General features: G+C 61.1%; 27 protein-coding genes, 1 tRNA gene and 1 pseudogene. 8 read left to right on the forward strand and 21 right to left on the reverse strand.

Annotation, left to right across the window (positions count from 1 at the left end):
• Positions 1–160: 160 nt before the first annotated feature.
• Positions 161–661 carry an Lrp/AsnC family transcriptional regulator gene (locus U1A24_RS04005; RefSeq protein WP_322320697.1) on the forward strand — a complete coding sequence of 167 codons (501 nt, stop codon included), beginning with the start codon at positions 161–163 and terminating at the stop codon, positions 659–661.
• A gap of 430 nt (positions 662–1091) precedes the next feature.
• Here the strand turns inward: U1A24_RS04005 and U1A24_RS04010 are convergent, their stop codons facing one another.
• The 4 genes from U1A24_RS04010 to lgt all read right to left on the reverse strand — a co-directional run bounded on the left by U1A24_RS04010 (position 1092) and on the right by lgt (position 4046).
• Positions 1092–1238, reverse strand: a complete 147-nt coding sequence (locus U1A24_RS04010) for a hypothetical protein (RefSeq protein WP_322320698.1) — start codon at positions 1236–1238, stop codon at positions 1092–1094.
• Positions 1239–1375: 137 nt separating this feature from the next.
• Positions 1376–2125, reverse strand: coding sequence for a peptidoglycan editing factor PgeF (gene pgeF / locus U1A24_RS04015; protein WP_322320699.1), 750 nt, complete (start codon positions 2123–2125; stop codon positions 1376–1378).
• The gene (locus U1A24_RS04020; protein ID WP_322320700.1) at positions 2125–3174 is read right to left on the reverse strand and encodes a class I SAM-dependent methyltransferase; all 1050 of its coding nucleotides are present in this window, start codon (positions 3172–3174) and stop codon (positions 2125–2127) included. Before U1A24_RS04020 ends, pgeF begins: the two co-directional genes overlap by 1 nt.
• Positions 3171–4046 carry a prolipoprotein diacylglyceryl transferase gene (lgt, locus tag U1A24_RS04025; RefSeq protein ID WP_322320701.1) on the reverse strand — a complete coding sequence of 292 codons (876 nt, stop codon included), beginning with the start codon at positions 4044–4046 and terminating at the stop codon, positions 3171–3173. Before lgt ends, U1A24_RS04020 begins: the two co-directional genes overlap by 4 nt.
• A 131-nt stretch (positions 4047–4177) precedes the next feature.
• Here lgt and U1A24_RS04030 point away from each other — a divergent pair, with 131 nt between their 5' ends.
• Positions 4178–4423, forward strand: coding sequence for an accessory factor UbiK family protein (locus U1A24_RS04030; protein ID WP_322320702.1), 246 nt, complete (start codon positions 4178–4180; stop codon positions 4421–4423).
• Positions 4424–4532: 109 nt separating this feature from the next.
• Here U1A24_RS04030 and U1A24_RS04035 read toward each other — a convergent pair.
• Together U1A24_RS04035 and U1A24_RS04040 are read right to left on the reverse strand one after the other, a co-directional pair.
• Positions 4533–4608, reverse strand: a tRNA-Ala gene (locus U1A24_RS04035).
• 113 nt (positions 4609–4721) lie between these two features.
• Positions 4722–5060 carry a TIGR02300 family protein gene (locus U1A24_RS04040; RefSeq protein ID WP_322320703.1) on the reverse strand — a complete coding sequence of 113 codons (339 nt, stop codon included), beginning with the start codon at positions 5058–5060 and terminating at the stop codon, positions 4722–4724.
• A gap of 182 nt (positions 5061–5242) precedes the next feature.
• Between U1A24_RS04040 and U1A24_RS04045 the strand changes: the two genes are divergently transcribed.
• From U1A24_RS04045 to U1A24_RS04055, 3 genes are read left to right on the forward strand one after another with little or no spacing between them, the layout of a single operon-like run.
• On the forward strand, positions 5243–5938 hold the full coding sequence (locus U1A24_RS04045) for a SprT family zinc-dependent metalloprotease (RefSeq protein WP_322320704.1): 696 nt from the start codon (positions 5243–5245) through the stop codon (positions 5936–5938).
• Between the two features lie 31 nt (positions 5939–5969).
• Complete coding sequence (locus U1A24_RS04050; RefSeq protein WP_322320705.1) at positions 5970–6635, forward strand: GntR family transcriptional regulator; 666 nt, start codon at positions 5970–5972, stop codon at positions 6633–6635.
• 54 nt (positions 6636–6689) lie between these two features.
• Positions 6690–7427: an intradiol ring-cleavage dioxygenase gene (locus U1A24_RS04055; RefSeq protein WP_322320706.1), complete on the forward strand. Its 738-nt coding sequence runs from the start codon at positions 6690–6692 to the stop codon at positions 7425–7427.
• Between the two features lie 36 nt (positions 7428–7463).
• Here U1A24_RS04055 and lpdA read toward each other — a convergent pair whose 3' ends face one another.
• The 9 genes and pseudogenes from lpdA to sucC all read right to left on the reverse strand — a co-directional run bounded on the left by lpdA (position 7464) and on the right by sucC (position 17464).
• Positions 7464–8852, reverse strand: a complete 1389-nt coding sequence (gene lpdA / locus U1A24_RS04060; RefSeq protein ID WP_322320707.1) for a dihydrolipoyl dehydrogenase — start codon at positions 8850–8852, stop codon at positions 7464–7466.
• Between the two features lie 51 nt (positions 8853–8903).
• A complete protein-coding gene (locus U1A24_RS04065; protein WP_322320708.1) occupies positions 8904–9299 on the reverse strand; it encodes an MAPEG family protein in 396 nt (131 codons plus the stop codon).
• On the reverse strand, positions 9296–10330 hold the full coding sequence (locus tag U1A24_RS04070) for a glycosyltransferase family 2 protein (RefSeq protein WP_322320709.1): 1035 nt from the start codon (positions 10328–10330) through the stop codon (positions 9296–9298). The genes U1A24_RS04065 and U1A24_RS04070 overlap by 4 nt, the downstream gene beginning before the upstream one ends.
• Complete coding sequence (locus tag U1A24_RS04075; protein WP_322320710.1) at positions 10330–10575, reverse strand: hypothetical protein; 246 nt, start codon at positions 10573–10575, stop codon at positions 10330–10332. Before U1A24_RS04075 ends, U1A24_RS04070 begins: the two co-directional genes overlap by 1 nt.
• Positions 10576–10623: 48 nt before the next feature.
• Positions 10624–11868 (reverse strand): annotated as a pseudogene (gene odhB / locus U1A24_RS04080) (2-oxoglutarate dehydrogenase complex dihydrolipoyllysine-residue succinyltransferase); the annotation flags it as partial.
• A gap of 31 nt (positions 11869–11899) precedes the next feature.
• Positions 11900–14851: a 2-oxoglutarate dehydrogenase E1 component gene (locus U1A24_RS04085; protein WP_322320712.1), complete on the reverse strand. Its 2952-nt coding sequence runs from the start codon at positions 14849–14851 to the stop codon at positions 11900–11902.
• Positions 14848–15375, reverse strand: a complete 528-nt coding sequence (locus tag U1A24_RS04090; RefSeq protein ID WP_322320713.1) for a DUF805 domain-containing protein — start codon at positions 15373–15375, stop codon at positions 14848–14850. Before U1A24_RS04090 ends, U1A24_RS04085 begins: the two co-directional genes overlap by 4 nt.
• 6 nt (positions 15376–15381) lie before the next feature.
• The gene (sucD, locus tag U1A24_RS04095) at positions 15382–16266 is read right to left on the reverse strand and encodes a succinate--CoA ligase subunit alpha (RefSeq protein ID WP_322320714.1); all 885 of its coding nucleotides are present in this window, start codon (positions 16264–16266) and stop codon (positions 15382–15384) included.
• Positions 16267–16270: 4 nt separating this feature from the next.
• Entirely contained in the window at positions 16271–17464 is a 1194-nt protein-coding gene (gene sucC, locus U1A24_RS04100; protein WP_322320715.1) for an ADP-forming succinate--CoA ligase subunit beta, read from the reverse strand.
• A 219-nt stretch (positions 17465–17683) separates the two neighbouring features.
• Here sucC and U1A24_RS04105 point away from each other — a divergent pair, with 219 nt between their 5' ends.
• Complete coding sequence (locus tag U1A24_RS04105; protein WP_322320734.1) at positions 17684–18679, forward strand: glycosyltransferase family 2 protein; 996 nt, start codon at positions 17684–17686, stop codon at positions 18677–18679.
• Between the two features lie 2 nt (positions 18680–18681).
• Here U1A24_RS04105 and U1A24_RS04110 read toward each other — a convergent pair whose 3' ends face one another.
• From U1A24_RS04110 to pepT, 3 genes are all read right to left on the reverse strand, one after another.
• The gene (locus U1A24_RS04110) at positions 18682–19878 is read right to left on the reverse strand and encodes a hypothetical protein (protein ID WP_322320716.1); all 1197 of its coding nucleotides are present in this window, start codon (positions 19876–19878) and stop codon (positions 18682–18684) included.
• A gap of 71 nt (positions 19879–19949) precedes the next feature.
• Positions 19950–20621, reverse strand: coding sequence for a class I SAM-dependent methyltransferase (locus U1A24_RS04115; protein ID WP_322320717.1), 672 nt, complete (start codon positions 20619–20621; stop codon positions 19950–19952).
• An 80-nt stretch (positions 20622–20701) separates the two neighbouring features.
• Entirely contained in the window at positions 20702–21955 is a 1254-nt protein-coding gene (gene pepT, locus U1A24_RS04120; protein ID WP_322320718.1) for a peptidase T, read from the reverse strand.
• A 236-nt stretch (positions 21956–22191) separates the two neighbouring features.
• On the opposite strand from pepT, the gene U1A24_RS04125 reads away from it, so the two are divergent.
• A complete protein-coding gene (locus tag U1A24_RS04125) occupies positions 22192–23229 on the forward strand; it encodes a glycosyltransferase family 2 protein (RefSeq protein WP_322320719.1) in 1038 nt (345 codons plus the stop codon).
• A gap of 209 nt (positions 23230–23438) precedes the next feature.
• On the opposite strand, the gene U1A24_RS04130 is transcribed toward U1A24_RS04125, so the two are convergent.
• The 3 genes from U1A24_RS04130 to mdh form a co-directional block, all read right to left on the reverse strand.
• The gene (locus U1A24_RS04130; protein ID WP_322320720.1) at positions 23439–23834 is read right to left on the reverse strand and encodes a hypothetical protein; all 396 of its coding nucleotides are present in this window, start codon (positions 23832–23834) and stop codon (positions 23439–23441) included.
• Between the two features lie 145 nt (positions 23835–23979).
• Entirely contained in the window at positions 23980–24462 is a 483-nt protein-coding gene (locus tag U1A24_RS04135) for a hypothetical protein (protein WP_322320721.1), read from the reverse strand.
• A 205-nt stretch (positions 24463–24667) separates the two neighbouring features.
• Positions 24668–25630, reverse strand: a complete 963-nt coding sequence (gene mdh / locus U1A24_RS04140; RefSeq protein WP_322320722.1) for a malate dehydrogenase — start codon at positions 25628–25630, stop codon at positions 24668–24670.
• Positions 25631–25840: 210 nt separating this feature from the next.
• Here mdh and U1A24_RS04145 point away from each other — a divergent pair, with 210 nt between their 5' ends.
• Positions 25841–26593: a sulfite exporter TauE/SafE family protein gene (locus U1A24_RS04145; protein WP_322320735.1), complete on the forward strand. Its 753-nt coding sequence runs from the start codon at positions 25841–25843 to the stop codon at positions 26591–26593.
• Positions 26594–26761: the final 168 nt, after the last annotated feature.

A 26761-nucleotide genomic window follows, 5' to 3' on the forward strand; every position in this document is an offset into this window, starting at 1 on the left:
TTTTGATATATGCGCTGGTTGGCTGCGGGGAAAGGGCTGGCAAACGCATGGCGGAATTGTGCGAGCGGGGGGTGTTTTGCGAAAACATCTTGCGCGTTTGTGAAAGAATGTTGCGCAGGGCGGGGCGTAGGCATAGATACAAGCCAAAAAGGAGGCCCAGATGGCCGGCACAAAACTCGATCCGATTGACCGTCGTATTCTGGCTGAATTGCAGGCGGATGGTCGGATGACCAATGTGGAACTCGCCAGCCGGGTGGGGATCTCTGCACCGCCCTGCCTGCGCCGGGTGCGTACGCTTGAAGAGGCGGGCTATATCAAGGGCTATCACGCCGATATCGACGCCCGCGAGATGGGGTTTGAGGTGCAGGTCTTCGCGATGGTGCGGCTGCAAAGTCAGGCCGAGGCGGATTTGTCGACCTTTGAGGGCCGCTGCCGGGCTTGGCCATTGGTGCGCGAGTGCCATATGCTGAACGGCGAGATTGATTTCATTCTGAAATGCGTGGCCCCGGATCTGTCGAGCTTTCAGTCGTTCCTGACCGAGCAGTTGCTCAAGGCCGAGAACGTGGCGAATGTGAAAACCTCGCTGGTGATCCGCTGTGCCAAGGACGAGCCGGGGCTGCCGTTTGACGTGCTGGAAGCGCGGTTGGCGAAGCACGCATAGGCTGGCAACCGGGGGCGTTTTCTGAAGTCAGAAAACGTGCCGAATTCTGTGACAGAATTCGATCTGGTGGGCAGCGGTCTGCACAAATGTTTAGGCGGCCCCTTGATGGTGTCAGAGCACACCAGGGCCGCCTTAACTGAGCATCATCCACAATCCGGGTTTTCGCCGGACTGGTGCGCTGAGGGGGGAGCCTTTGAGGGGTCTTACCACGCCCGCCACCGCCTGTTTTCACAGAGGGACATCTGTAGGGCAAAGATGGCGGAAACGCGTCGGGCTGTCAAAGTTTATTCTTAATTGGTATGCGGTTATGACGCGATCTTGATGTAGCCCGCTTATTGTTCACGCAGGCGATGCAGTCTTGCGGTTGTATGTCTTCGAATCACAAAGGGCCGGGCGTGGTGCCCGGCCTTTTGCGAATCGAAGGGGTTTTTCAGCGTGCAGCTAGCGCGCGGGATTTGGCAGGGGCGGCTTTCATCGCCTCGGGGCGGCGGCGTTGGCCGCGTGCCCAAGGCAGAGCGACTTGCTGCTCGGCGCTAGCGGCGATTGCGGATTTCAACCAGCGGCGTTCTTTTTTCATGGCCTTGTCCCTTGCAGGTTTGTTTATGCGTTGGAGACAATCTGCCGGATATTTGCGGCAGGGTTTGGGCTGGAAACAGTATTGTTTGTGAAGAATTTGTGCAGCTTTATGGCGAATTGTGGCGGGCTGCCTTGGGATTACAGCCGGATCACCGACAGCAGGCGGCCGTAATCAGCCTCACCGGCATGGGTAGTGCGGCGGTAAGAGAAGAAACGCGACGCATCAGAAAAGGTGCAATGCCGTGTCCATTCAACGTGGCCGATACCCGCTTCGCGCAGCCGCCATAGTCCATAGCCGGGCAGGTCGAACAACATCCGATCCCCATGACCCTGCGCGAAAAAGCGGCGCGTTTCGGAAATATCGTCGGTGAAGGCCTCGAAGAACTCTGGCCCGACTTCATAGGCGGACTGGCTGATGCAGGGGCCGATCACGGCGGCGATATTGCTGCGGGATGCGCCCAAAGCCTCCATGGCCACAAGCGTCGCTTCCAGCACGCCATCTTTCGCGCCGCGCCAACCGGCATGGGCAGCACCGATCACTCCTGCCGATGCGTCGGCAAACAGCACGGGCTGGCAATCGGCGGTCAGGATCGCAAGGCCCAGACCCGGCGTGGCGGTGACCATCGCATCGGCTTGCGGACGCACACGCAACGGCGCGGTGACGGCAAGGGCGTCAGGGGAGTGCACCTGATGCACCGAAACCAGATGATCGGGGGCAAGCTCCAGCGCTTCGGCGACGCGGGCGCGGTTGATCGCTACGGCCTCGGCTTGATCGGTAGAGCCTGTGCCGCAGTTCAGCCCCGCGAAAATCCCCGAAGACGCGCCGCCTTTACGGGTGAAAAACCCGTGGCGGGGGGCAAGAGCGTCAGAGGTGATGATTTCGAGCATCAGGCTATTCCGGGGGGCTTGGGGGCGTAGCTGGGGTAGACGGCGAGGGCTTTGAACAACCTTCCCATTTCCGCGGGCGCGGTCAAGCGGTGCGTGGCGGCATTGTGCTGGGTCAGGGCGTCTCCGCTGAGGCGTTGGCCAATGCGCGCGGCACGCGGATGGATGCCGAGCGCGGTCAACAGCTGGCCTTGGGTTGTATAGGCGCAGGCCTTGCAGGGGGCGGCGAGGGCGGCAAAATCGACATGCGCGGTGAGGTCGGCCTCGCCGGGTTCTGCCAGCGGATCGGCGAACTGGTGGGCTTTCAGCGCCTGAAACGTGTCGCCGCGTGAGGTCCAATCGCCATAGTCGAGGATGAGCGCCACGCCGCCGTGCGCTTCGATCTGGCGGGCGATGCTCTCCATCAGGGCGGGGGCAGAGGGGCAGAGCTCGACGACATCGCCGGGTTTTGTGTCGGCAAGGCGGTGGTCCAGCAGCGAGATCGGGGCGGCGGCGGATTTGCCCATACTGAGGCGGTCCTGCGCGATGCCGATCAGGGTTTCGGCCCAGCCTTGTGGCTGCCTTGTGAACTGGCGGATCGGCAGGGCGTCGAAAAACTCATTGGCAAGCAGGTAGAGTGGCGTTTCGCCCTGCGGCAAATGATCCGCCCATCGCGCCGGATGGTCGCCCAAACTGGCGCGCTGGCGTTTGCGCAGAGTGGCGGAGGCCTCAACCATCAGAACGTCGGCAGCGCCATGGAAGCCGGGCACGCCTTTGGTGGCGCGCAGAACGTCTGCCATCAGGGTGCCACGACCGGGGCCAAGCTCGGCCAGGGTAAAGCGCGCGGGGGCGCCCTGATCAAGCCAAGCCTGCGCAAGGCACAGGCCGAGCAGCTCGCCGAACATCTGGCTGATCTCGGGTGCGGTGGTGAAATCTCCGGGCGCGCCGAACGGGTCGCGGGTGGCATAATAGCCGTACTGGGGGTGCAGCAGACACTCGGCCATATAGTCGGCCAGAGTGATCGGGCCATTGGCGCGTATGCGCCGCACCAGCAGATCGGCTAAGGGGGTCATGCGGGCTTGGCTTTGGCGATGAACCACAGGCCTGCGGCGATCATCGGCAGGGTCAGGACTTGGCCCATCGTCAAGCCGTAGCCAGAGGCATGGAGGGCAAGACCCAAAGGATTACCGTCCGAGATGAACTGCGCATCAGGCTGGCGGACAAATTCGACCAGAAACCGCGAGACGCCGTAGCCCGCAAAGAACAGGCCCGCGATTTTCCCCGGTGTCTTCAGCCAATCGCGCCGCCAGATCAGATAGCTGAGCAGCAGCAGCAGCAGCAGGCCCTCCAGAGCAGCCTCATAAAGCTGGCTGGGGTGGCGGGCGCAGATGGTCAGGATGCCGGGACAGTTTTGCGCGGCCTCGCCGGGGAAGGCCACGCCCCAGGGCAGATCGGTCGGGCGGCCCCAGAGCTCGGCATTGATGAAATTGGCCAGACGGCCCAGCAGCAAGCCAATTGGGGCGACGGCGGCCATCAGATCGGCCACCGGCAACATGGCGATGTTCTGACGCTTGCAGAACCAGATGCCTGCCACTGCGACGCCAAGGAAGCCGCCGTGGAAGGACATGCCGCCCTCCCAGACCCGCAGGATCTGCAGCGGGTGTTGCAGGAAATGCTCCGGTTGGTAGAAGATCACATAGCCCAGACGTCCGCCGAGGATGACGCCGAAGATCACCCAAGTCAGCAGCCGCTCGATGGCTTCTGCGGTCACCGGCGCGGGACCGGCCCACAGGCGCGGGGTGTTGATCATCCACACGATCAGCTTCCAGCCCGCCAGAAGGCCCACGATATAGGCCAGCGCATACCATCGCAGCGTCAGCGTCATCGACCCCAAGGGGATCGAGAAGATATCGGGCGACAGGTTGGGGAAGGGGATATAGGACATTTGGCTTCCTGCAATTTGTTTGCGTTGTCGGCAAGCCCGCGCGCGATGTCAACGTTACATCGCGGCAGATCGCCATCTTGTGCGCAAGCCTGTGGCGGCTCATATATGAGACAAGCGAAAGGAGGCCCCAGATGACGGCCGGAAACAAATTCTTCGACGACATGTCGAAACTGATGACCAATGCGATGGGCGTGGCGCAGGGCGCCAAGACCGAAGCCGAAACCGCAATGAAGGGCTTTGTGGACCGCTGGATGGCGGACCGCGATTTCGTCACCCGCGAGGAATTCGACGCGGTGCGCACGATGGCGCAAAAGGCGCGGGAAGAGAATGTGGCGCTTGCGGCTCGGATTGCCGCGCTAGAGGCCAAGCAAGGTTAAGACTGGCAGGGTTGCGCGCGGGGCGTGGTGCGACCCACCCCGGCCTTCCCCATGATGCAAAGCAAAAGGCCCACCGAAAGGTGGGCCGTTTTGCTTGGTGCGGGATGTTTGGTGGAGCCAGGGAGGATCGAACTCCCGACCTCTTGAATGCCATTCAAGCGCTCTCCCATCTGAGCTATGACCCCATCCTTGTCACGACGTTGGGCGCGTCGCGTCGTCTTGGTGGGCGCTGTTTAGGGGAGGGCGCGGGGGGGTGCAAGAGGAAAAATGCACCCATCCCTCGCCCAAGCCAAACAGATTAAACGTCTTCCTCGTCGCCGGGAACGTCGGTCAGATCGTCGAGCGACACGGTGTCGTCGGCGTCATCTTCTAGCAGTTCATCGTCCAGCTCGGCATCGTCAGCGACGCCTGCAACCAACAGATCATCGTCGGCTTCCAGATCGTCGACCAGAACCGCATCATCATCTTTTTCGGGCTGAACGCGTGCGATCACGGCGGCGGCCATTTTGCGGCGTGCCGATTCGATATCCACGATCTCACCCGTGTAGGGGCTGACGATCGGAGTGCGGTTCAGGTCGTAAAAGCGCTTGCCGGTGGTCGGGCACACGCGCTTGGTTCCCCATTCTGCCAATGGCATGGTTTTCCCTTTGTTCAGGCTGGCCCTTGCGGGCTGTCAATTCGGAATGCAGTCGCTTGCCACAAGGGCAGGCGACTGTCAAAGGCTTTTCTAGGCCCTCTCATATTTGTCAGCATGCCGCTTTGCAGCAGTTGCAGCTGGGGGGCAGATAGCTATGCTGCGGCCCCATGTCCAGAGATGCCATGTTTCTTCTTCCCGGCCCGCCTCCGATCGAAATCACCCTGCGTCGCAATGCCCGGGCGCGGCGGTTTTCGTTGCGGGTGTCGCAGGCGAATGGGGCGGTGACGCTGTCTTTGCCAACGCGTGCGCGTGAGGCCGAGGCGATGGCTTTTGCACGCGCGCAGGAAGGCTGGATCCGGGCTGCGGTGGCGCGGATGCCGCAGGTGGTGGGGGTGGGCATAGGCTCGGTTCTGCCGTTTGAGGGCCGGCTGTTGCGGCTGGAAAGCGGGCCGGGGCGCTCGGTGCGGGCAGAGGGGGATGCGCTGATCGTGCCGGGCGATGCGGCGCGGGCGGCGGCGCGGGTTTCGGCGTTCTTGCGGGTGCAGGCGCGCAACCGGCTGGTGGCGGCTTCGGATCATTACGCTGGCCTGATCGGACGCAAGGTGGCGCAAGTGACGCTGCGCGACACGCGGTCGCGCTGGGGGTCTTGCACCTCGGACGGGGCCTTGATGTATTCATGGCGGCTGATCATGGCCCCCCCTCGCGTGCTGGACTATGTCGCGGCGCATGAGGTCGCGCATATGCTGGAGATGAACCACTCGGATCGATTCTGGGCGGTGGTTCAAAAGCTTTTCCCCGGCTGGCAGGCAGAACGGGCGTGGCTGAAGTGGGAAGGTGGCGCCTTGCAGGCGATCCGGTTTGATGTTGAGGGGGATTGACCCCATGTGCATCCGGGTGATTGGGTAAGTCATGTCGATCCCGCCGCGCCCCTTGTCCTCCCGTTTGGCCGATCCGAATGCGGCAGCGCATGAGCGGGTGTATCGCAGCTTGCGCCAACAGGTGCTGCATGGCGAGCTGGCCCCGGGTCAGGCGATGACCCTGCGTGGCATTGCCGAACAGTTTGGCGTCTCGATGACCCCCGCGCGCGACTCGGTGCGGCGCTTGGTGGCCGAGGGGGCGTTTACCATGTCTTCCTCAGGGCGGATCTCGACACCGGAACTGACACCGGAACGGATTGAGGAACTGGCAGTTATCCGGGCGATGCTGGAGCCCGAGATGGCCTCACGCGCCTTGCCCCGTGCGCATTTCGCGCTGATTGATCGGCTTGCGGCGATTAATGCGCTGAACCAAGAGGCGGTGATGAACCAAGACGCGGTGGCCTATGTGCGCACCAATCTGGAGTTTCACCGCACGCTTTACCTGCGCGCACAGACCCCGGCGATGCTGGCCCTGTGCGAGACGGTCTGGCTGCAACTGGGGCCAACCATGCGGGCGCTTTACCAGAAGCTGCGCCGCCGCGACATGCCGCAGCATCATCGGATGATTCTGGCGGCCCTGCGGGCAGGCGACGAGCCGGGGCTGCGTCTGGCGGTGCGGATTGATGTGACGCAGGGCCTGCGACATTTGGCAAGTTGAGCCGACGGAAAGCTTCGCCTCGGGCGTTCTATGGCGGCAGATACAGGAGTTCCCATGCGCCCGCTTTCCACGCTTGACCGCCGCACCGTTCTGAAGGCGATGTCCCTTGCCCCGCTGGCGGTGCTGCCAAGCGGTGTTGCCGCCCGTGCCGAAAGTGCCGGGTTGATCTCGACCGATGTGTGCCTGTTGCAAAAGGAAGTGACCGAGGGACCGTTCTACCTTGATCCGCAATTGCTGCGTGCGGATATCACCGAAGGCAGGCCGGGCCTGCCGATGCAGTTGCGTTTGCAAGTGGTGACGGCCGACTGCACGCCCGTGGTAGGGGCGCGGGTGGATGTGTGGCATTGTGATGCGCAGGGCGTCTATTCAGGGGTGCGCAATTTGGGCGGCGGGGCCGATACAGAGGGCCAGAGCTTTCTGCGTGGCGCGCAAATGACCGATTCCACCGGCGTTGCCACGTTTCAAACCATCTTCCCCGGCTGGTATCCGGGCCGCACCACGCATGTGCATTACAAGGTGTTTCTTGACGACAAGACCGTGCTGACCAGCCAGATTTTCTTTGATGAGGCGGTCAATCAGGCGATCTACGCCGATGATGAAAGCTATGCGCGATCAAACGCGCGCGACATGATGAACGCGCAGGACAGGATTGCGGCGCAAGCGGGCGAATGGGCCTATGCGCAAGTCAAGATGACCGAGCCGGATGGCGCGATGGAGGCGGCTTTGGTGGTCGGTATCAGCCCCGATGGTGACACATCGGGGCTGTTTGACTGGCTGTGGAAGCGGGCCTAGCGGAGGATTATGCGATAAAAATCAACCGCTTGATCTTCAGGCGTGGATCGCGCCGTCACCACATGCCAGCGCCGCCTCGCGGACAGCTTCGCTATAGGTTGGGTGGGCGTGGCAGGTCATCGCCAGATCTTGTGCTGACGCGCCAAATTCCATCGCCACGCAAACCTCGTGGATCAGATCGCCCGCGCCCGGCCCGATGATATGGCAACCCAGGATGCGGTCGGTGCTGGCATCGGCGAGCATTTTCACGAAACCTTCGGCCTGAAACACCGCTTTGGCGCGCGCATTGCCCATGAAGGGGAACTTGCCGACCTTATAAGCGCGGCCCTGTTCTTTCAACTGTTCTTCAGTAGCCCCCACAGAGCCCAACTCTGGCGAGGTGTAGACCACACCGGGGATCACCGAATAGTTCACATGGCCGGCTTTGCCCGCCATGATCTCGGCCAAAGCCATGCCTTCATCTTCGGCCTTATGTGCCAGCATCGGGCCAACAATAGCGTCACCAATCGCATACAAGCCGCTGATATTGGTGGCATAATGCGCGTCGGTCTTGACCTGACCGCGCGGCAGCATCTCTACCCCCAAAGCCTCTAGCCCAAGGCCCGCGACATAGGGTTTACGCCCCGTGGCGACCAGAACCACTTCGGCTTCAAGGCTGGCTTCGGTGTCGTTCTTGCGTAGTTTGTAAGTCACCTTAGCGATGCCGTCCTTGGTTTCCACGCCTTGCACAGCGGCACCCAAGATAAACTTGAAGCCTTGTTTCGTCAGGATCCTTTGGAACGACTTCGCCACCTCAGCGTCCATACCGGGGGTGATCGCGTCCAGATATTCCACCACGGTGACTTCGGTGCCAAGCCGTGCGTACACCGAACCCATCTCCAGCCCGATCACGCCCGCGCCGATCACCACCATGCTCTTCGGGATCGACGGCAGCACCAAAGCCCCGGTCGAGGTTACCACAATCGTCTCATCCACCGTGACACCGGGCAGGCTAGACGGCTCTGACCCCGTTGCAATCACGATGTTTTTTGCCTCATGCACCTCATCACCGATCTGCACTTTGCCCGGCGCGGGGATGCTCGCCCAGCCTTTCAACCAGGTCACCTTGTTCTTCTTGAACAGAAACTCGATACCCTTGGTATTGCCGTTCACAACATCGGTCTTATAGGACTGCATTTTCAGCCAATCGACCGTCGGCGCACCTCCCATCAGGCCCATTTTCTCAAAGTTCTCATGGACTTCGTGCAGCGAGTGCGTGGCATGCAGCAGCGCCTTTGACGGGATGCAGCCGATGTTCAGGCAGGTGCCACCCAGCGTCTCGCGGCCCTCGACCACGGCCACGTTTAGGCCCAGTTGTGCGGCCCGGATGGCGCAAACATAGCCGCCGGGGCCTGCGCCGATGATGATTGCGTCAAAGCTTGCCATGTGAGTTCCTTCGTATGTTTGGCGCATGCTGCCTTTGCAGGCGCGCCGATGTCAGATCAAAGCTGCCACGATCATGGTGAGCGTGGCGAAAAAGCCCACGGCCCAGATTGCCGAACGCCACGGCCGAAGGCCGAAAGCATAGGCAGGGACGTAAAGCACGCGGGCGGCGAGGTAGATATAGGCGGCGTATTGGGTGACCGTGCTGGATTGGTTGCCCAATGTCACCACCACGACGGCGAGGGTGAACAGGATCAGCCCCTCGAAATGATTGATCATCGCGCGTTGCAACCGACCCGCTTGCACCGACAGCTGCCGTGATGGCGGGCGGTCGCGCGGGCTAGAGGTGTATCCAGTGCCGAGTTGCAGGTTGGCGGGGATGGCGAACAGCGCGAATTGCACGGCTTGTAGCAGGCCTGCAAGGGCAAGGGCGGTGAGTTCGGCTGTCATAGCGGCGCCTCCTTCTTCGGACGTTTGCGGCGCTGATCCCACAGCTTGCGGTTCTCAGGCGTCAGGTAAGTGTCGCGCTGATCGGCCAGCCAAGCCAGCGCAGTTTTGTGCAAACCCTGCAACTGCGGATCGGCGTCATAGGCGGCCAGGCGCGCGGCGACGTTTGGCAGATGCCGCTGGATCGAGCGGTCTTCTCCGGTGGCACGTTCGGCAATGGTCCACATCTTTGAGCCGAGCACATGGTTGGCATGTTGCTTCGCCATGCCATCGCCGCGGATGTTTTTCAGCAGGAACACATCTTCGGATCGCACGAAATAATGGTGAATATCGGCATTCACCCATGTCAGATCCTGATCCTTGATGCCGCGATAGTTGGCGGCGGTCGGGTGCGACAACCCGCGATTGGGGATTTTCGCGCCCAAGCTGTTGCGCACCACAACCTCGGGGTCGAAGGGATCCTTCGGCATATGGTCAATAGCGCGGGCAAAGCGATTGGGGCGGAACAGGGATTTGTGGAACACCAGTTGTTCCTCGATCTGTGCCGAGCACTGGGTTTGCTCGGCCAGAAGGCTGCCGCCCTGCCAGATTTGCCGCCCACCGCTGGCGATGAAGCGCCATGCCACGGCAACGGTATCGCAGGGGCCAACGGCTTGCAGCAGGTCGCCCACCATACCCGCGCCGGCGGTGATGTTGAGAAACTCATCGGCGTCGATGTGCAACAACCACTCCACATCCGACATCGCCGGATGCCGCAACGCGCGGGCAAGGCCTACGACCTGCGGTGCCTCATCGGGGGCGACTTCATTACGGATGTGGATCACGGGTTCCAGTTCCGCCAGCCGATCCGCCATCAAATCCGTGCCGTCTTGGCAGTTGTTGGTGACAAGGAAGACCCGGTCAAAACCGATGCTCAGGTGATAGGCCACCCACTCCAGCACAAACACCGCCTCATTGCGCATACACACCACAACGGCGCGCTTGGTGCGGGGCGATGGGCGCGCGCTTGTATGTGCTTTACTTTCAGCGGTCATTATTTCAGTACGACAAACGGGGCTAATCGACGGGCCTTTGAAAGCTCGGTCGCGTAAGCTGGCGAAATCCCCGCATCGCTACAAATTTCTTTCAGAGGCTTGCCGCCAAGGGCGTCAGCAAACTCAATTCCGAACAGATAAATCGCCACAACTTGACCACCAGGGGCAGCAGAGTCGTAACGTTTCTTCAAAATTGCCGCGAGTGAGCTTGTTTGCAAAATCAAACCTCCATTGCCGGGATGCATCCCGCCCTACAAGTTAGCTCGTAGGGCGGGGTAAACCCTGTTGCTCGCTCACAAATCCATCAACAACCGACGCGGATCTTCCAGTGCTTCCTTGACCCGCACCAGGAACGTCACCGCCCCTTTGCCATCCACAACCCGGTGATCGTAGGACAAAGCCAGATACATCATCGGACGGATGACGATTTGGCCTGCGACCACGACCGGGCGGTCTTGGATTTTATGCATCCCCAGAATACCCGACTGCGGCGGGTTCAGGATCGGCGACGACATCAGCGAGCCATAAACGCCGCCGTTCGAGATGGTGAACGAACCGCCCTGCATCTCGGCCATCGACAGCTTGCCATCGCGGGCGCGCAGGCCGAGTTCCGAGATTTTCTTCTCAATCGCGGCAAAGCCCATCTGATCGGCATCGCGCACCACAGGCACCACAAGGCCGGAAGGCGTGCCAACGGCAACACCCATATGGACGTAGTTTTTGTAAACCACATCTTGGCCGTCAATCTCGGCATTCACTTCCGGGATTTCTTTCAAAGCATGGGTGCAGGCTTTGACGAAGAACGACATGAAGCCGAGTTTCACGCCATGCTTCTTCTCGAAGATGTCTTTGTATTCATTGCGCAAAGACATGATGCCGGACATGTCCACCTCGTTATAGGTGGTCAGCATCGCGGCGGTGTTTTGCGCGTCTTTCAACCGGCGCGCGATGGTGGCGCGCAGGCGGGTCATCTTGACGCGTTCCTCTCGGGCGGCATCATCGGCGGGCACAGGCGCGCGCGGGATCGCAGCAGGCGCGGGGGCCGCGGCAATCGGGGCAGCAGAGGCTGCACGCGCCACGTCTTCCTTCATCACCCGGCCATCGCGACCGGTGCCTTGGACTTGGTCAGCCGACAAGCCAGCCTCTGCCATCGCCTTCTTGGCAGACGGCGCATTTTCGACATCGCGCGCGGTCAGCACTTCCGGGCCAGCACCGGGCGAGCCGACCGTGGCGGCAGCGGCAACCGATTTCGGCTCTTCGGCTTTCACCGGGATCGGCGCCGCGGTTTTGGCACCCGCCGCCCCTTCGGTCACAATCGCAAGCCGCGCATTGGCGGCCACGGTGGTGCCTTCCGGCGCGATGATCTCGGTCAGCACGCCCGACACCGGGCTGGGCACTTCGACCGAAACCTTATCGGTTTCCAACTCGCACAGCATCTCGTCTTGCTTGACCACATCGCCGGGCTTTTTGAACCAGGTCGATACGGTGGCTTCCGAGACGCTTTCGCCCAATGAGGGCACCATTACATCCGTCATTTTCAATCTCCTGCGCGTCGGCGCGTTAATTCGGTCAGCCGAGCGCTTCGTTGACCAGGGTTTGCTGTTCGTATTTGTGTTTGGACGCCAGACCCGTCGCCGGGGAGGCCGAGGCCGCACGGCCAGCATAACGGGCACGGGTGTTAGTGGCGCCGATGTTGGTCAACAACGTCTCCAACTCCGGCTCGATATGCGACCAGGCACCCATGTTCTTCGGCTCTTCCTGGCACCAGACCCATTCCGCGCCCTTGAAGCGCGACAGTTCCGCCGTCAGCGATTGCTTTGGCACAGGATACAGTTGCTCGACGCGCAGAAGGTAGGTGTCGGTCAGACCGCGCGCATCGCGTTCGGCCAAAAGGTCATAGTAAACCTTGCCCGAGCACAAAACGACGCGCTTGATGCCATCATCGGCGTTCAGCTTGGTTTCCGAGTGACCCTTCTGCGCATCATCCCACAACACGCGGTGGAAATAGCTACCATCGGTGAAATCCGACGCATCCGAGATCGCCATTGGGTGACGCAGCAGCGATTTCGGCGTCATCAGGATCAACGGTTTGCGGAAATCGCGGTGCATCTGGCGGCGCAGAATGTGGAAGTAGTTCGACGGCGTGGTGCAGTTCGCAACGATCCAGTTGTCATGTGCCGACATCTGCAAGAAGCGTTCCAGACGGGCCGATGAGTGTTCCGGCCCCTGACCCTCAAAGCCATGCGGCAGCAGGCAAACCAGCCCAGACATCCGCAGCCATTTCGACTCCCCCGAGTTGATGAACTGGTCGAACATGATCTGCGCGCCGTTGGCGAAATCGCCAAACTGCGCTTCCCACATAGTCAGCGCATTGGGCTCCGACAGCGAATAGCCGTATTCAAAGCCGAGAACCGCATATTCCGACAGCATCGAATCGATGACCTCATAGCGCGCTTGCCCGGCGCGGATGTGGTTCAGTGGGTAGTACCGTTCCTCGGTGGTCTGGTCGATGAAGGCGGAATGGCGCTGGCTGAATGTGCCGCGCGTACAGTCCTGCCCCGAAAGCCGCACCGGAAACCCTTCGACCTGCAAACTGCCAAAGGCCAAAGCCTCGGCGGTTGCCCAATCAAAGCCCGCGCCGCTTTCGAACATCTTCTTCTTGGCTTCCAACTGGCGTGCCACGGTCTTGTGGATGTCAAAGCCTTCGGGAATCCGGGTCAGCGCCGCGCCCACTTCGGCCATCGTCTCGGGCTTGATCCAGGTTTCACCACGCTGGTAGTTGTCCAGATCTTTGGTTTTCATCGCCTTCCAGCGACCATCCAGCCAATCTGCCTTGTTGGGTTTGAAGTCTTTGCCGACCTCAAATTCCTCATTCAGCCGGGCTTGGAATGCCGCCTTCATATCCTCGATCTCGCCCTCGGGTATCAGGCCATCAGCGACCAGACGGTCGGTATACAGCTGCAAGGTGGTCTTTTGCTTGCGGATTGTGGTGTACATCGCCGGGTTGGTGAACATCGGCTCGTCGCCTTCGTTGTGACCAAAGCGGCGGTAGCAGAAAATATCCAGCACCACGTCCTTGTGGAAGGTCTGGCGGAATTCGGTGGCGACTTTCGCTGCATGAACAACGGCTTCCGGGTCGTCGCCGTTGACATGGAAAATCGGCGCTTCCACCATCAGCGCAATATCGGTGGGGTAGGGCGACGAGCGGCTGTAGGCCGGTGCGGTGGTAAAGCCGATCTGGTTGTTGACGATGATATGAATGGTGCCGCCCGTGCGGTGGCCTTTCAGCCCCGACAGACCAAAACATTCGGCCACAACGCCTTGCCCTGCAAAGGCCGCATCACCATGCAACAGCACCGGCAGCACCTGGCTGCGTTCGGTATCGCCAAACTGATCCTGCTTGGCGCGAGCCTTGCCCAGCACAACCGGGTTGACCGCCTCTAGGTGAGACGGGTTCGCGGTGAGGGAAAGGTGAACGGTATTGCCATCAAAGGTGCGGTCGCTAGAGGCACCAAGGTGATATTTCACATCGCCCGAGCCATCGACTTCTTCCGGCTTGAAGCTGCCGCCTTGGAATTCATTGAAAATCGCGCGGTAGGGTTTTTGCAGCACGTTCGACAAAACGTTCAGGCGGCCCCGGTGCGGCATGCCGAAGATCACTTCTTTGACGCCCATAGCGCCACCACGCTTGATGATCGCCTCCATCGCCGGGATCAGCGCTTCCGCACCATCGAGACCAAAGCGCTTGGTGCCCATGTATTTGACATGCAGGAACTTCTCGTAGCCCTCAGCCTCGACCAACTTGTTCAGGATCGCTTTGCGGCCTTCACGGGTGAAAGCGATTTCCTTGCCATAGCCTTCGATACGCTCTTTAAGCCAGGCCGATTGCGCCGGGTCAGAGATATGCATGTATTGCAGCGCGAAGGTGCCGCAATAGGTGCGTTTGACGATGTCGATGATCTCGCGCATCGAGGCAAATTCCAGCCCCAGCACGTTGTCGATGAAGATCGGGCGATCCATGTCGGCTTCGGTGAAGCCGTATGAGGCGGGTTCCAACTCGGGATGGTTGCCGCGATCGGTCATGCCCAGCGGATCGAGATCGGCGGCGAGGTGTCCACGGATTCGGTAAGCACGGATGATCATGATGGCGCGGATGCTATCCAGCACGGCACGCTGCACCTGAGCATCAGACAGGCTGACCCCCTTTTCCGCAGCTTTCTCGACCAGCTTTTTGCCAGCCCCCTTAGGCTCCGCCGCCACAGGCCATTCGCCCGTCAAAGCACCGGTAATGTCATCCGAAGGCGTGGGCGGCCAATCGGCGCGGCCCCAGGATGGCCCGGTGGCCTGCCGCTTGGCGTCCATCTCTGGTTCCGCCAGCGAGCGGAAAAAATCCGCCCATTGCGCATCGACCGACGAGGGGTCAGCAGCGTAATTTGCGGCCAGTTGATCAACATAATCCGCATTCGCGCCTTGCAGGAAGCTGGAGGCGTGGAATTGCGAGTTGGGGGATTGTTCGGTCATTTGGATGCCTCAAGTGGGTTGGGACCGTATTGATTGGAACCCGGATCGGCTTTGACGAAGCCAATCCAGATCGTCCATATGATGCTTGCATATATGGGGAATAGGGTCAGGAACCCCATCGAAAAACCAACATTTGCGACTGTGGCAGCCTGCATTAGGATGCCAGCGACAGTTATCGCAACGCAGATTGCAGCTAAGGCGAGTAAGTAGAACATCCATTGAAACCAGCGACCCGACCACCCATGATCTTGAAACCGCCTCGCTGTCGTTGACAACGTGAGGAAACAAATCATGCCGAGTGATAACAGAATGATGGCTCCGAGAGGCATGTTAGCGAGCGAGATCGGCCCAGTTGCAATGGCATTGGATCCAATCGTTAGATATAGCGCCAAAATGACGACCCACTGAAATACGCAAACCGCCAGCAACGATTTACCAAACCGCTTCCAGTATTCAGAACGGCTCGCCCGCCCTGAAAACTGAAAGGAGCTAGATATAAATCGTGCCAGCGATTGATCAGCCATGATTGATCAGCCCTTGATCGCTTTCAGCACGGCCTCGCCCAAAGTCGCCGGGCTATCGGCCACAATGATGCCAGCCATTTTCATCGCTTCGATCTTGCTTTCGGCGTCGCCCTTGCCACCTGCGACGATGGCACCAGCATGGCCCATGCGGCGGCCAGCGGGAGCGGTGCGGCCGGCGATGATGCCAGCAGTGGGCTTCCAGCGGCCGCGTTTTTTCTCATCCGCAAGGAATTGTGCAGCTTCTTCTTCGGCAGAGCCGCCGATTTCCCCGATCATGATGATCGAATGGGTGTCGGGATCAGCGAGGAACATCTCAAGGATATCAATGTGTTCCGAGCCCTTGATCGGATCGCCGCCAATGCCGACAGCCGAGGTTTGCCCCAAGCCCACATCGGTGGTCTGCTTGACGGCCTCATAGGTCAGCGTGCCGGAACGCGACACAACCCCAACCGAGCCTTTCGAGAAAATGCTGCCCGGCATGATGCCGATCTTGCATTCGCCGGGGGTCATCACGCCGGGGCAGTTCGGCCCGATCAGGCGCGACTTTGAATTGATCAGCGCGCGCTTGACCTTCATCATATCCAGCACCGGGATGCCTTCGGTGATGCAGACGATCAACTCCATCTCGGCATCAATCGCCTCAAGGATGCTGTCGGCGGCAAACGGTGGCGGCACATAGATCACCGATGCATTTGCCCCGGTGATCGCGCGGGCCTCGTGAACGCTATCAAACACCGGCAGGTTCAGGTGGCTGGTGCCGCCCTTGCCGGGGGTGACGCCGCCGACCATTTTGGTGCCGTAAGCGATGGCCTGCTCCGAGTGGAACGTGCCTTGGCTGCCAGTGAAGCCTTGGCAGATGACTTTGGTGTTTTGGTTTACAAGAACGGCCATGATATTATCCCTTCACCGCTTTGACGATCTTCTGTGCGGCGTCTGACAGGTTGTCAGCGGCGATCACGTTCAGGCCCGAGTTGCGGATGATGTCTTTGCCCAGCTCGACGTTGGTGCCTTCAAGGCGCACCACCAGCGGCACTTTCAGTCCGACTTCCTTCACCGCAGCGATCACGCCCTCGGCGATGATGTCGCAGCGCATGATACCGCCGAAGATGTTGACGAGGATGCCTTTAACGTTGGGGTCAGAAGTGATGATCTTGAACGCCTCGGTGACCTTTTCCTTGGTGGCACCGCCGCCGACGTCGAGGAAGTTGGCAGGCTCGGCCCCGTAAAGCTTGATGATGTCCATCGTGGCCATCGCCAAACCCGCGCCGTTCACCATGCAGCCGATTTCGCCATCCAGCGCGATGTAGTTCAGATCGAATTTCGACGCGGCGAGTTCTTTCGGGTCTTCCTCGGTCTCATCGCGCAGCGCGGCAATGTCGGGGTGGCGATACATCGCGTTGCCGTCAAAGCTCATCTTGGCGTCGAGCAACTTCATGTTGCCGTCTTTCATCACCACAAGTGGGTTGATTTCCAGCATGTCCATGTCTTTGTCGACGAACAGCTTGTAGAGGTTCTTCACGATGCCGACGCATTGCTTGACCTGATTGCCGGTCAGACCCAGCGAAAAGGCGACGCGGCGGCCGTGGAAATCCGAATAGCCCGAGGCCGGATCGACGCTGAACGACAGGATCTTTTCCGGGGTGTCATGGGCGACGTCTTCAATCGACATGCCGCCTTCGGTGGAGCAGACGATCGAGATGCGGCTGGTCTGCCGATCAATCAGCAGAGCGAGATACAGCTCACGCTCAATATCACTGCCGTCTTCGATGTAGATGCGGTTGACTTGCTTGCCCGCAGGCCCGGTCTGCACGGTGACCAACGTGCGGCCCAGCATTTGGCGGGCAAATTCTGCCGCCTCACCGACCGAACGCGCCAGACGCACGCCGCCTTTTTCGCCAGCCTCAGGCTCGACAAAATGGCCCTTGCCGCGGCCACCGGCGTGGATTTGCGCCTTGACCACCCAGAGCGGGCCATCAAGTTCGCCTGCCGCGGTCTTGGCCTCTTCGGCCTTGGTCACGGCGCGGCCATCGGATACCGGAATGCCGTAGCTGCGCAGCAGGGCTTTGGCCTGGTATTCATGGATGTTCATGGATTTGTCCCATCAGCTTGGATTTGAAGGCGGTGTGGCATAAATTTGGGCAAGAAGAAAACACGAATTGCCGGGCATCGGCGGAAAACCGACATTTGTGATCACACGCAAAAAAATTGTGATCACGTGACGTGTTTCCTCAAGTTTATCAGGGCTTGCCGTTGGCGCTAACGCTGAGGCATTGTCGGGCAGGCGATAGAGCGGAATGGTTACAGAGTGATGAAACCCAACTGGGCAGTGGTGGCGACCGTGGATGAACCCGCAGCGCTGGTGGCGACTTTTGCCGCGCATCATCTGGCGCAGGGAGCCGCTGCGGTGCATGTGTTCCTGGATCAGCCGGACGTCGAGGCTCAGGCGATGCTGGCCAGATTGCCCGGCTGCGTGGTGACTGTGTGCGACGCGGCTTACTGGGCATCGACACCGCGCGGCAAGCGTCCGGGTCTGCACACCACGCGACAAGCGCATAATGCGCGGCGGGTCTACGCGCAGACCGATGCCGATTGGCTGCTGCATTGCGATGCCGATGAGTTTCTGCGCGATGGCGATGCGTTGCACGCAGAACTCGCCGCCGCGCCGGATCACGCGATGTATCTGCGCCTGCTGGTGGCCGAGCGGGCCTATCCGCAAGGCGTCATCGGAGACGATATCTTTGCCGGGGTGTTTCGCCACGAGCTTGTCGATTATCCCCGCAACGGTGCCAGGGTTTACGGTGAGATGCGCAGTTTCTTTCACTACGGCCTGACCGGGCATAAGGCAGGCAAGGCGGTGGTACGGGTGGGCGCGCAGATGCAGATGGGCATCCATGCGCCGCTGGGAAAGCCGCCGCATCAGGCGATCCAGACCACGCGGCTGCTGCATTTCGATGGTCTGACGCCGCTGCATTTCACCCTGAAGCTGCTCCGCCGCGCACACGAACCGCCCAGCCGTGCCAGTGATCGTCACGGCGCCGCCCGCAGCACGCAGTTCTGGTCTTTGTGCGAAGCGGTGGCAGATGCGCCGCTGCGCACGGCTTTGGTTTCGACGCTGAAAACACTGGATCACCGTCAGATCAAGCAATTGCGGCGGTTTGGCTGTTTGGATGAGACGGGGTTTGATCCCCGCCCGGTTTTGGCTGCGGCGGGGCTGGACCCTGATCTGTCGGTGGCGGCGTTCGATGCCCGTTTGCGCCAGCGCTATGCTGGGTTCCTGCAGGCGCATGCGCCGGATCTGGCCTGAGATCAGTTCAGATAAAACGACAGCATCATCGCCTCGCCGCCCATCATCTGCTCAAACGCGCTCCAGTTTTGCGCGCTGACCAGCGTGCCGGTCTCCAGATACGGCGCGGCGGCCCAGCCTTGGATCCAGCCTGCCAGATCGGCAGGGCGCGGATCGGTAAACACCTTGGCGATGTTCACCCCCGCTGCACCTTGCTGCCGCCAGTAGGGCGCGAGCTTGGTGCCTTTCAGCAGCCCTTCGGCATCATCCAGCACCGAAAGCCAGACCGCCCCGGTGCCCGGTGGCAGAGTGACCCCCAAAGCCGATTGCTGTTTGTCATTCGGCAACCATTCGGCGGCATTGTCGGTTTCTTGTGCCACGGTGTCCCAGAACCGGCGGTTGTCGGCGATCATGCTCAGGAAATGCGCCTGCGCGCTGGTCATCCGAGCCGCATCGGGGGTCTGTTGCAGGGCGGCGATGACGATGGCGATCACGTCCAGCTCATCCAGCCCGTCGCCGCCTGCGCCGGTGATAAAGCTGGGGCTGACTCCGCCAAGGCTGCGCATTTTTTCATGGGTTTTCCGAATGCGGTCAATCGGCTCGCTCGGATCATAGGCCAGCACCACATCGCTGACCCCTTGCAGCAAGTGGGTGTAGGCAGAAAGCCACGCGGCATCGGCTGCGTCGAATTTCACCAGCGGGGCCGGGGTGGCAGGATCGCGGCTGTCCCATTGCCAGCCCAGCAACATCGGGCCCAGCACGTCCAGCGCGTCCTCGCCTTGGTCGCGGGTCTGGTTGGCGTTGATGTCAAACCACAGATCGGCGAAATTGATGTCCAGCGTGAAATCAGAGCTGTCCGGGATCGCGGCCAACGGCTCGCGGGCCAGCGCCAGCTTGGTATCGACACTGCGGAACAGATCCGAAATCATCGCAGGCTGGAACGGAACCGGCGTCGGATTGTCCGCAAGCGGCAGGCGCAGGAAGGGCAGCATCCCCGTCTGGTCAGTCATCCCCGCGCTGTAGCGCAGTTGCAAGGCCGCCTCGACAGCGCCCAAAAACCGCACGCCCCCCAAGGCAAAGCGATCGGTATCCGTGGGTGCGGGCAAGGTGGCCAACCGCGCCGCGGTCGCGGCCAAGCCCTTGCTGCCGATCTCGGCACTGATGGTTTCGGCGTGCAAGGGGGTGGCAAGGCACAGCAGCACGGTGGTCAGGATACGCATGGCAATCTCCTCAAGGCTTTGGCGCAGGGTGCGCCGCGGGACTTTGGGATGCAACTGCGGGATTCCAGACCTCAGGCCGGGGCAGCGATGAACAGCACTTGCCCGCGCGGCAGCCGGGTTTGGTGCTGATCGACTGTGAAGCCCGAAGCGCGGGTCAGATGCAGCACGTCCTCGGCCAGCATGTGATAGGGCGCGCGGGTATCATGGGTGACCACGCCGTCGGGTTGCCTGACCGGCTGCAGGCTTTGATCGGCATCGGGCGCAAGAAACGCTGTGAACAGCAGCTTTTGCAAGGCAGGAAAGCGGGCACGGATCTGGATCAGTGCCCGGCGCAGGTGGTTGGCGGGCAGATGGGTGAACACCGCAAAGGCGATGGCATGGGTGATCGTGTCAGGCACGCCGGGGAAGTTGAAATGCGCATCCTCAATCAAATGGCTTGGGTTCAGCCGCGATTTATCCGCGATTTCCGTTTCGTAGCCGCGTTGCAATAGCGCCCCGGACAGATCTGTCGCCCAATAGTGACCGGGGTTCAGATGGGTGATGGCGCGACAACCCAGCCGCAGCGAGCCTGCGCCGATGTCGAGCAGATGATGCGCGGGCAGCAAACCAGCCCCGAGCAGAATTTCCATCTGGATCTTGCCGGTCTCCTCCCACCGCCCGCCGACGATGTCGCGATGACGGCCTTTGGCAAGGGCATCGGCGTAGAAATCCGGGACGTGGTAGGGCGAGATGTGCTGGGCCATGCGGTTTCTTGCCACAAAGCGCCGGGGTTTCACACCCCGGACCCCGTGGGATATTTGAGCGCAGAGGATGAAATTTTGAACTAAGTTTTAGGCTTTGCAGCGTGTTCCACAAGGGCGAGGCAGAACTGGGTGGCTTGGCCCATATCCTGCACCGAAATCCATTCCAGCGGGCCATGAATATCCTGCATCCCGGTGAACAGGTTGGGGCAGGGGATACCCATCTCGGTCAACCGCGAGCCATCGGTGCCGCCGCGGATCGGAACAGAGACAGGCTCGATCCCAAGCGAGCGGGCAGCGTCGCGGGCCAGATCAACCGGGGTCATGTCCTTTTCCAGCCAGTAGCGCATGTTGCGATACTGCGGCTTGATCGTGCAGGTGATCTCGGCGCGCGGCTCGGTGGCTGCGACGGCGGCACAGACCTGTTGCAGCAAAGCGCCTTTGGCGGCGAGGCCGTCGCGTTCAAAGTCGCGCAGGATGAACTTCAGGGTCATTTCCGATGAGCCACCGGTCATATCGGTGGCATGGATAAAGCCGTCGCGGTCGGAGGTGGTTTCCGGGGTAAGCGTGGCTTGCGGCAAGGTCTGGATGATCTTGGCGGCGAGGTGGATGGCGTTGACGAGTTTATCCTTAGCCAAGCCGGGATGGATCGAGACGCCCTTGATGTGGACGGTCGCGCCGTCGGCGGAGAACGACTCGTACTCGATCTCGCCCACTGCCCCGCCATCAAAGGTGTAGGCGAAATCGGCGTTCAGGTCTTTCGGCAGATTGGAATGGACGCCGCGGCCGATTTCCTCATCCGGGGTGAACGCGATGCGCAGGGTCGGGTGGGGGATCTCGGGGTTGGCCAGCAGGTGGCGGGCCGCGGTCATCAGGATCGCGACGCCTGCTTTATCGTCCGCGCCCAGCAGGGTGAGGCCGGAGGCGGTGATGATGTCGTGGCCTTGTTTGGTGCCGAGGTAGGGGTTGTGATCGGGGGAAAGGCTGAGGGTGGGGTTGTCGGGGAAGCTGACAGCACCGCCGTTGTAGCCGCGGATCACCCGGGGTTTGACGCCTGTGGCGTTGAATTGTGGGGCGGTGTCGATGTGGGCGAGCAGGCCGATGGTGGGGAGTTTATCGGCGTTGGGTGCGGTGCCGGGGATGGTGGCTATGACGGTGCCGTAGGGGGTGAGTTGCACCTCTGACGCGCCGATTTCTTTCAGCTCGGTTTCCAGCAGCCGCAGGATGTTCAGCTGGATTTCGGTGGAGGGCGAGGTGGGGGATCCGTCACTGGATTGGCTGTCGATGCTGGCGTAGCGGATCAGGCGGGATTCAAGCTCGGCGTGGAAATCGGTCATTCTGGCCTCCGGGGTTTGGCCGGAGTTGGGCGGAGGGGGCGGGGGGTGTCAAGGGGGGCGGGGGGAGGTTTGGGGATGGTCCCAACTCGGGACCTTTTTTATGTGTTTGAAATCAATTGGTTGGGGTGGTGGTTTTAAGGACTTGTTAAGGATTGGGCCTGCCTTGCGCATACGGTGGACAGGGCCAGCACGCCACCCTAAGCTTGCGCGACAGCTGACAGGAAGGGTCTTGCCGTTTGCGATGGAGTGTTGTTGCCACCGTCAGTGAGCCTGCGCCTTTGGTCGCGGCCTTTGTCGCCGCCTGTGTTGTGCGCGGTGCGACAGAGGTGCATCTCTATCTGGACACGCCGCAGCCCGCGCTGGAGGCCGCATTGGCGGGGGTGCCGGGCTGTGTGCTGATCCGCTGCGATGCCGCCTATTGGCGTGCGCTGCCGGAGGGGCGGCCTTGGGCACCGTCGGATCGGCAACGCTATAATTTGCAGAGCGCATATGACAACAGCCGGGTGGATTGGCTGCTGCATATCGACGCCGATGAATTCTTGTCACGCGGGGGCGATGTTGCGGCGGCGCTGGCGGCTTTGCCCGCAAGCTGTCTGGTGGCGCAGGTGCCGGTGGTAGAGCGGGTGTATCTGACCGCGCCCGACCCGGATGACATCTTTGACGGGGTGTTCCGGCGGCCCAACCCGCTGCCGCTGCAGCCGCAGGTGGATGCGATTGACGGCGCGGTGGCACCGTTTCTGCGGCAGGGCATGACGGGCTATCCGTCAAGCAAAGCGTTCTTTCGCACCGGGCGGGGCTTGCAGACCGATATTCACTCGGCCCGCAATGTGACGCTGGCCGATATCAGCCCGCTACAGGGCTGGCAGTTGCATCATTTCGACGGGCTGACCTTGCAGAGCTGGATCGGCAAGCGCCAGCGGGTGATCGCCCAGCAACCGGGGTGGCGATCCTTTGCGCCGGCCCGCTGCGCGCAGTTGCAGGCGATTGCGGCAGAGGGGGCGACGCAGGACGAGCATGCTGCGCTGTATCTGTCGATCAAGCAACTGAGCCCGGCGCGAGCTGCGGCGTTGACGGCGCTGGATCTGATCACGCCGGGGGATCTGGACCTGCGCGGCGATCTGGCGCGGGTGTTTCCGGCGGGTGGTTTTGATCTGAGCGTGGCGGGGTTTGACGGCTGTGAGATCCGCTATCTGGCGCGGCGACCGCAGGGGTGGCTGGCCCGGATTGCTGCGGGAGTGCGGCGCAGGGTGCGGCGGATGCGGCGGGCAGGTTAGGACTGCCGGTCCCGCGTGGGGACTTTTGAAATGTGTTTGGGGTCAAGGGGTTGGGTGGTGGTGTTAGGGGTTTGGTAAGGATTTTAGGCAGGTAAGATGGGGGTTTCACACCCCCAGGCTCTTGGCAAAGGGCCAAGAGCCTCCCCCGTGGGATATTTGGGCCAATGTGAATGGCAAAAATTTTAGTCAAATTGAGGGCAGATTTGAGGTCAGGTCGGAGTGTCGCTGAATGGCTCGGCGATGACTTGGTGCAGGTCCGCATATACAATGTAGCCGATGCGGTCTGAGCGTAAGACTTCAATCGGATGGCCGCATTCGTTCAGCAATGCGGCAAGGTCATGGGCTTGGGCCAGCATTTCTGTTGCGGTGTCTTTGAACCAACTGAGGCCTTTTGTGTCGTCGACCCGCCATGCACCTTTGGATTTTGAGCGGGTGAACTTGGCCGGTGCATGAAGGTTTTCGCGAAACCACGCCAAATGTTTTTCCAGCCTGAGAGATGTCAACGGATCGGGGTTTTGATCTCGCAACTCATACGCTGCTGTAAAAAAGCCAGAACGTGCGGCCATGTGATTTAGTTTAATGGGGCGGACGAAGCGGAGATACATGGACCAACACCGAGGCAATTTGCTTTGGGCGTATGCTTGAGAATTGTGGCCTCAATTTGATCGTAGCAGCGGATTTCCCCGCAAATGCGCGCCCTTTCGAGGCGCGCATTTTGGGTGTGCCGTCGGGTGGTGGGTTTCACCCACCCTACAGAGCCGTCCTCCAGCGGAAGGCGCGTAGGGCGGCGATGCCGATGGCGACCATCACCAGCAGCACGAGGACTTGGGTGATGGCGAAGGGGGCTTCGGTTCCGGTGGGGGCGAGGGCGTGCAGGTTGGGGATTTTCAGGAAGGCTTGCACCACGGCGACGAAGATCAGCAGGTAAAGGCTGGCGACCATGCCTCCGGCGTAGGTCCAGCGGGCGAAGGCGGCTTCGGGGTGGGTGTAGGCCCAGCGCATCGCGGCGAGGACGGCGAGGGCGACGATGCCGGTGACGAAGGCCGGGGTGATGCCGATGAACGGGAAGATGAAGCCGGTGGCCGAGGTCAGCACGGCCAGCCACAGAAAGCTGCGCGTCCAATGGCCGGGCAGGTCGGGGCGGAACAGCCGGGCGGTGGCCATGATGCCGAGCGGGATCGCGATCAGGCTGATCGCGGTGTGAATATAGGTGATGGCAGTGAGGTAGGTCATGTGGCGTTCTCCTACGATGCGGCGCGAGGTTGGGCTGCGAAAGGCCGGGCTGCGAGCGGCTCTTCGATCACGGAAACGTGACACGGGTGTTTGAGCCTTACAAACAGTTCTTGCGGCAACGGGGGAGGGTGCCATGAAAAATGCGCGCCACTTTCGCGGCGCGCATTTCTTCAGGCTTTTGCGCAAGGATTGCGCAGGGTGCGGATCAGGCCAGCGACGGATCAATCGCTTTGCAAGCCGTGACAAGGCCATTCACGGCTTCGACGGATTTGTCGAACATGGCTTGTTCGTCGGCATTCATCTTGATGTCGACGATACGCTCGATACCGCCCGCGCCGATGATGGTGGGGACGCCGACATACATGCCTTTGAGGCCCAAGGCACCGTCAACGTAAGCCGCGCAAGGCAGCAGGCGCTTCTGGTCTTTCAGGAAGGCTTCGGCCATCTCGATCGCCGATTGCGCCGGGGCGTAGAACGCCGAGCCGGTTTTCAGCAGGCCGACGATTTCGGCGCCGCCATCGCGGGTGCGCTGGATGATGCCGTCGAGTTTTTCCTGCGTGGTCCAGCCCATCGCGACCAGATCCGGCAACGGGATGCCGCCGACGGTGGAATAGCGCGCCAAGGGCACCATGGTGTCGCCGTGGCCGCCCAGAACGAAGGCAGTGACGTCGCGCATCGACACGTTGAACTCGACCGACAGGAAGTGGCGGAAGCGGGCGCTATCCAAGACACCTGCCATGCCGACAACCATGTGGTGCGGCAGGCCGGAAAATTCGCGCAGAGCCCAGACCATCGCATCAAGCGGGTTGGTGATGCAGATCACGAAGGCGTTCGGGGCATGGGCCTTCAGGCCTTCACCAACCGCTTTCATCACTTTCAGGTTGATGCCCAACAGGTCATCGCGGCTCATCCCCGGTTTGCGGGGCACGCCTGCGGTGACGATGCAGACATCTGCGCCCGCGATATCAGCGTAGGAATTTGCACCTTTCAGCGCCGCATCAAAGCCCGCCGAAGGGCCGGATTGCGCGATGTCGAGTGCTTTGCCCTGCGGGGTGCCCTCGGCAATATCAAACAGAATGATGTCGCCAAGTTCTTTGATGGCGGCGAGATGGGCGAGCGTGCCACCAATCTGACCTGCGCCGATCAGCGCGATTTTTGGGCGTGCCATGTGGGTCTCCGAAGGGTTTGTATACAATGGTATGCTAAGCCCGTTCGACCCTAGAAGCAAGCCCACCGCGCGGGGTTGGGCCAAGCTACTGGCCCGCTTACACTGTTTGCGCTAAACCGGCGCAGGCAGGGCAGGTGGGCGATTCCGGGGCCGCCGGGATCGGCAACGCGGTGATCATGGGTGATTCCGCTGGCAGGGGAAAGAGCCATGATGGACGGATTTGCGTTTTGGGCGCTGGCGGTGCTGGCCTCGGTGTTTGTCGGCATGGGCAAGGGCGGTTTGCCGGTGGTGGGGATGCTGTCGGTGCCGGTGCTGGCGCTGGTGCCGGGGATGTCGCCCGTGACGGCGGCGGGGCTGATGCTGCCGCTCTATGTGGTGTCGGACATGTTCGGGCTTTACGCCTATCGCCATGCGTTTGACCGCCGGGTGCTGGCGATCTTGCTGCCCGCGGCGACTCTGGGGATTTTGCTGGGTTATCTGACCGCGAAAGTGGTGTCAGAGGCTTGGGTGACGGTGCTGATCGGGCTGATTGGTGTGGTGTTCGCGCTGAACCTGCTGATCAAGCGGCAGGTGCTGGTGGCGCCTGCGCGGGCCAAGGTGGCACCGGGGGTGTTCTGGGGCGCCGTGACCGGGTTTACCAGCTTTGTCAGTCATTCCGGCGGGCCACCCTATCAGGTTTACACCATGCCTTTGGGGATGACGAAGGCGGTGTTTGCGGGCACCTCGACGATTGCCTTTGCCTATATCAACGCGGTGAAGCTGATCCCGTATTATCTGCTGGGGCAGATCAATCTGGCGAGCCTTGAGAAGGTGTTGGTGCTGATGCCGGTGGCGGCTATTTCAGTTTTTGTCGGGGTGCGGCTGGTGAAATGGTTGCCGGAGCGGTTGTTCTTTCAGCTGGTGACTTGGGCGCTGCTGTTGGTGTCGATCAAGCTGATGTGGGACGGGTATCGGGGCTTCTGAGCGGAGGGCATCTGAATCGGGGCGGCTTGGGCTGCGTGCACCGCAAGGATCAGGCCAGCGAAGCCGAGCGACAGGGCGAACAGGGTCTTTTCCATTGCGGTCTCCGGTTGGTGTTAGACCGCAGGCTGCGCGGAAGATGCGAGGAAAGCGTTAAGGCTGCGCGCGGGT

The organism is Cypionkella sp., from assembly GCF_034376685.1.
Lineage (GTDB): Bacteria > Pseudomonadota > Alphaproteobacteria > Rhodobacterales > Rhodobacteraceae > Cypionkella.

Excerpts from the sequence above, each read along its gene's own strand:
- U1A24_RS04005 (WP_322320697.1), top strand. The coding sequence starts at position 161 with ATGGCCGGCACAAAACTCGATCCGATTGACCGTCGTATTCTGGCTGAA.
- U1A24_RS04010 (WP_322320698.1), bottom strand. The coding sequence starts at position 1,238 with ATGAAAAAAGAACGCCGCTGGTTGAAATCCGCAATCGCCGCTAGCGCC.
- pgeF (WP_322320699.1), bottom strand. The coding sequence starts at position 2,125 with ATGCTCGAAATCATCACCTCTGACGCTCTTGCCCCCCGCCACGGGTTT.
- U1A24_RS04020 (WP_322320700.1), bottom strand. The coding sequence starts at position 3,174 with ATGACCCCCTTAGCCGATCTGCTGGTGCGGCGCATACGCGCCAATGGC.
- lgt (WP_322320701.1), bottom strand. The coding sequence starts at position 4,046 with ATGTCCTATATCCCCTTCCCCAACCTGTCGCCCGATATCTTCTCGATC.
- U1A24_RS04030 (WP_322320702.1), top strand. The coding sequence starts at position 4,178 with ATGACGGCCGGAAACAAATTCTTCGACGACATGTCGAAACTGATGACC.
- U1A24_RS04040 (WP_322320703.1), bottom strand. The coding sequence starts at position 5,060 with ATGCCATTGGCAGAATGGGGAACCAAGCGCGTGTGCCCGACCACCGGC.
- U1A24_RS04045 (WP_322320704.1), top strand. The coding sequence starts at position 5,243 with ATGTTTCTTCTTCCCGGCCCGCCTCCGATCGAAATCACCCTGCGTCGC.
- U1A24_RS04050 (WP_322320705.1), top strand. The coding sequence starts at position 5,970 with ATGTCGATCCCGCCGCGCCCCTTGTCCTCCCGTTTGGCCGATCCGAAT.
- U1A24_RS04055 (WP_322320706.1), top strand. The coding sequence starts at position 6,690 with ATGCGCCCGCTTTCCACGCTTGACCGCCGCACCGTTCTGAAGGCGATG.
- lpdA (WP_322320707.1), bottom strand. The coding sequence starts at position 8,852 with ATGGCAAGCTTTGACGCAATCATCATCGGCGCAGGCCCCGGCGGCTAT.
- U1A24_RS04065 (WP_322320708.1), bottom strand. The coding sequence starts at position 9,299 with ATGACAGCCGAACTCACCGCCCTTGCCCTTGCAGGCCTGCTACAAGCC.
- U1A24_RS04070 (WP_322320709.1), bottom strand. The coding sequence starts at position 10,330 with ATGACCGCTGAAAGTAAAGCACATACAAGCGCGCGCCCATCGCCCCGC.
- U1A24_RS04075 (WP_322320710.1), bottom strand. The coding sequence starts at position 10,575 with ATGCATCCCGGCAATGGAGGTTTGATTTTGCAAACAAGCTCACTCGCG.
- U1A24_RS04085 (WP_322320712.1), bottom strand. The coding sequence starts at position 14,851 with ATGACCGAACAATCCCCCAACTCGCAATTCCACGCCTCCAGCTTCCTG.
- U1A24_RS04090 (WP_322320713.1), bottom strand. The coding sequence starts at position 15,375 with ATGGCTGATCAATCGCTGGCACGATTTATATCTAGCTCCTTTCAGTTT.
- sucD (WP_322320714.1), bottom strand. The coding sequence starts at position 16,266 with ATGGCCGTTCTTGTAAACCAAAACACCAAAGTCATCTGCCAAGGCTTC.
- sucC (WP_322320715.1), bottom strand. The coding sequence starts at position 17,464 with ATGAACATCCATGAATACCAGGCCAAAGCCCTGCTGCGCAGCTACGGC.
- U1A24_RS04105 (WP_322320734.1), top strand. The coding sequence starts at position 17,684 with ATGAAACCCAACTGGGCAGTGGTGGCGACCGTGGATGAACCCGCAGCG.
- U1A24_RS04110 (WP_322320716.1), bottom strand. The coding sequence starts at position 19,878 with ATGCGTATCCTGACCACCGTGCTGCTGTGCCTTGCCACCCCCTTGCAC.
- U1A24_RS04115 (WP_322320717.1), bottom strand. The coding sequence starts at position 20,621 with ATGGCCCAGCACATCTCGCCCTACCACGTCCCGGATTTCTACGCCGAT.
- pepT (WP_322320718.1), bottom strand. The coding sequence starts at position 21,955 with ATGACCGATTTCCACGCCGAGCTTGAATCCCGCCTGATCCGCTACGCC.
- U1A24_RS04130 (WP_322320720.1), bottom strand. The coding sequence starts at position 23,834 with ATGTATCTCCGCTTCGTCCGCCCCATTAAACTAAATCACATGGCCGCA.
- U1A24_RS04135 (WP_322320721.1), bottom strand. The coding sequence starts at position 24,462 with ATGACCTACCTCACTGCCATCACCTATATTCACACCGCGATCAGCCTG.
- mdh (WP_322320722.1), bottom strand. The coding sequence starts at position 25,630 with ATGGCACGCCCAAAAATCGCGCTGATCGGCGCAGGTCAGATTGGTGGC.
- U1A24_RS04145 (WP_322320735.1), top strand. The coding sequence starts at position 25,841 with ATGGACGGATTTGCGTTTTGGGCGCTGGCGGTGCTGGCCTCGGTGTTT.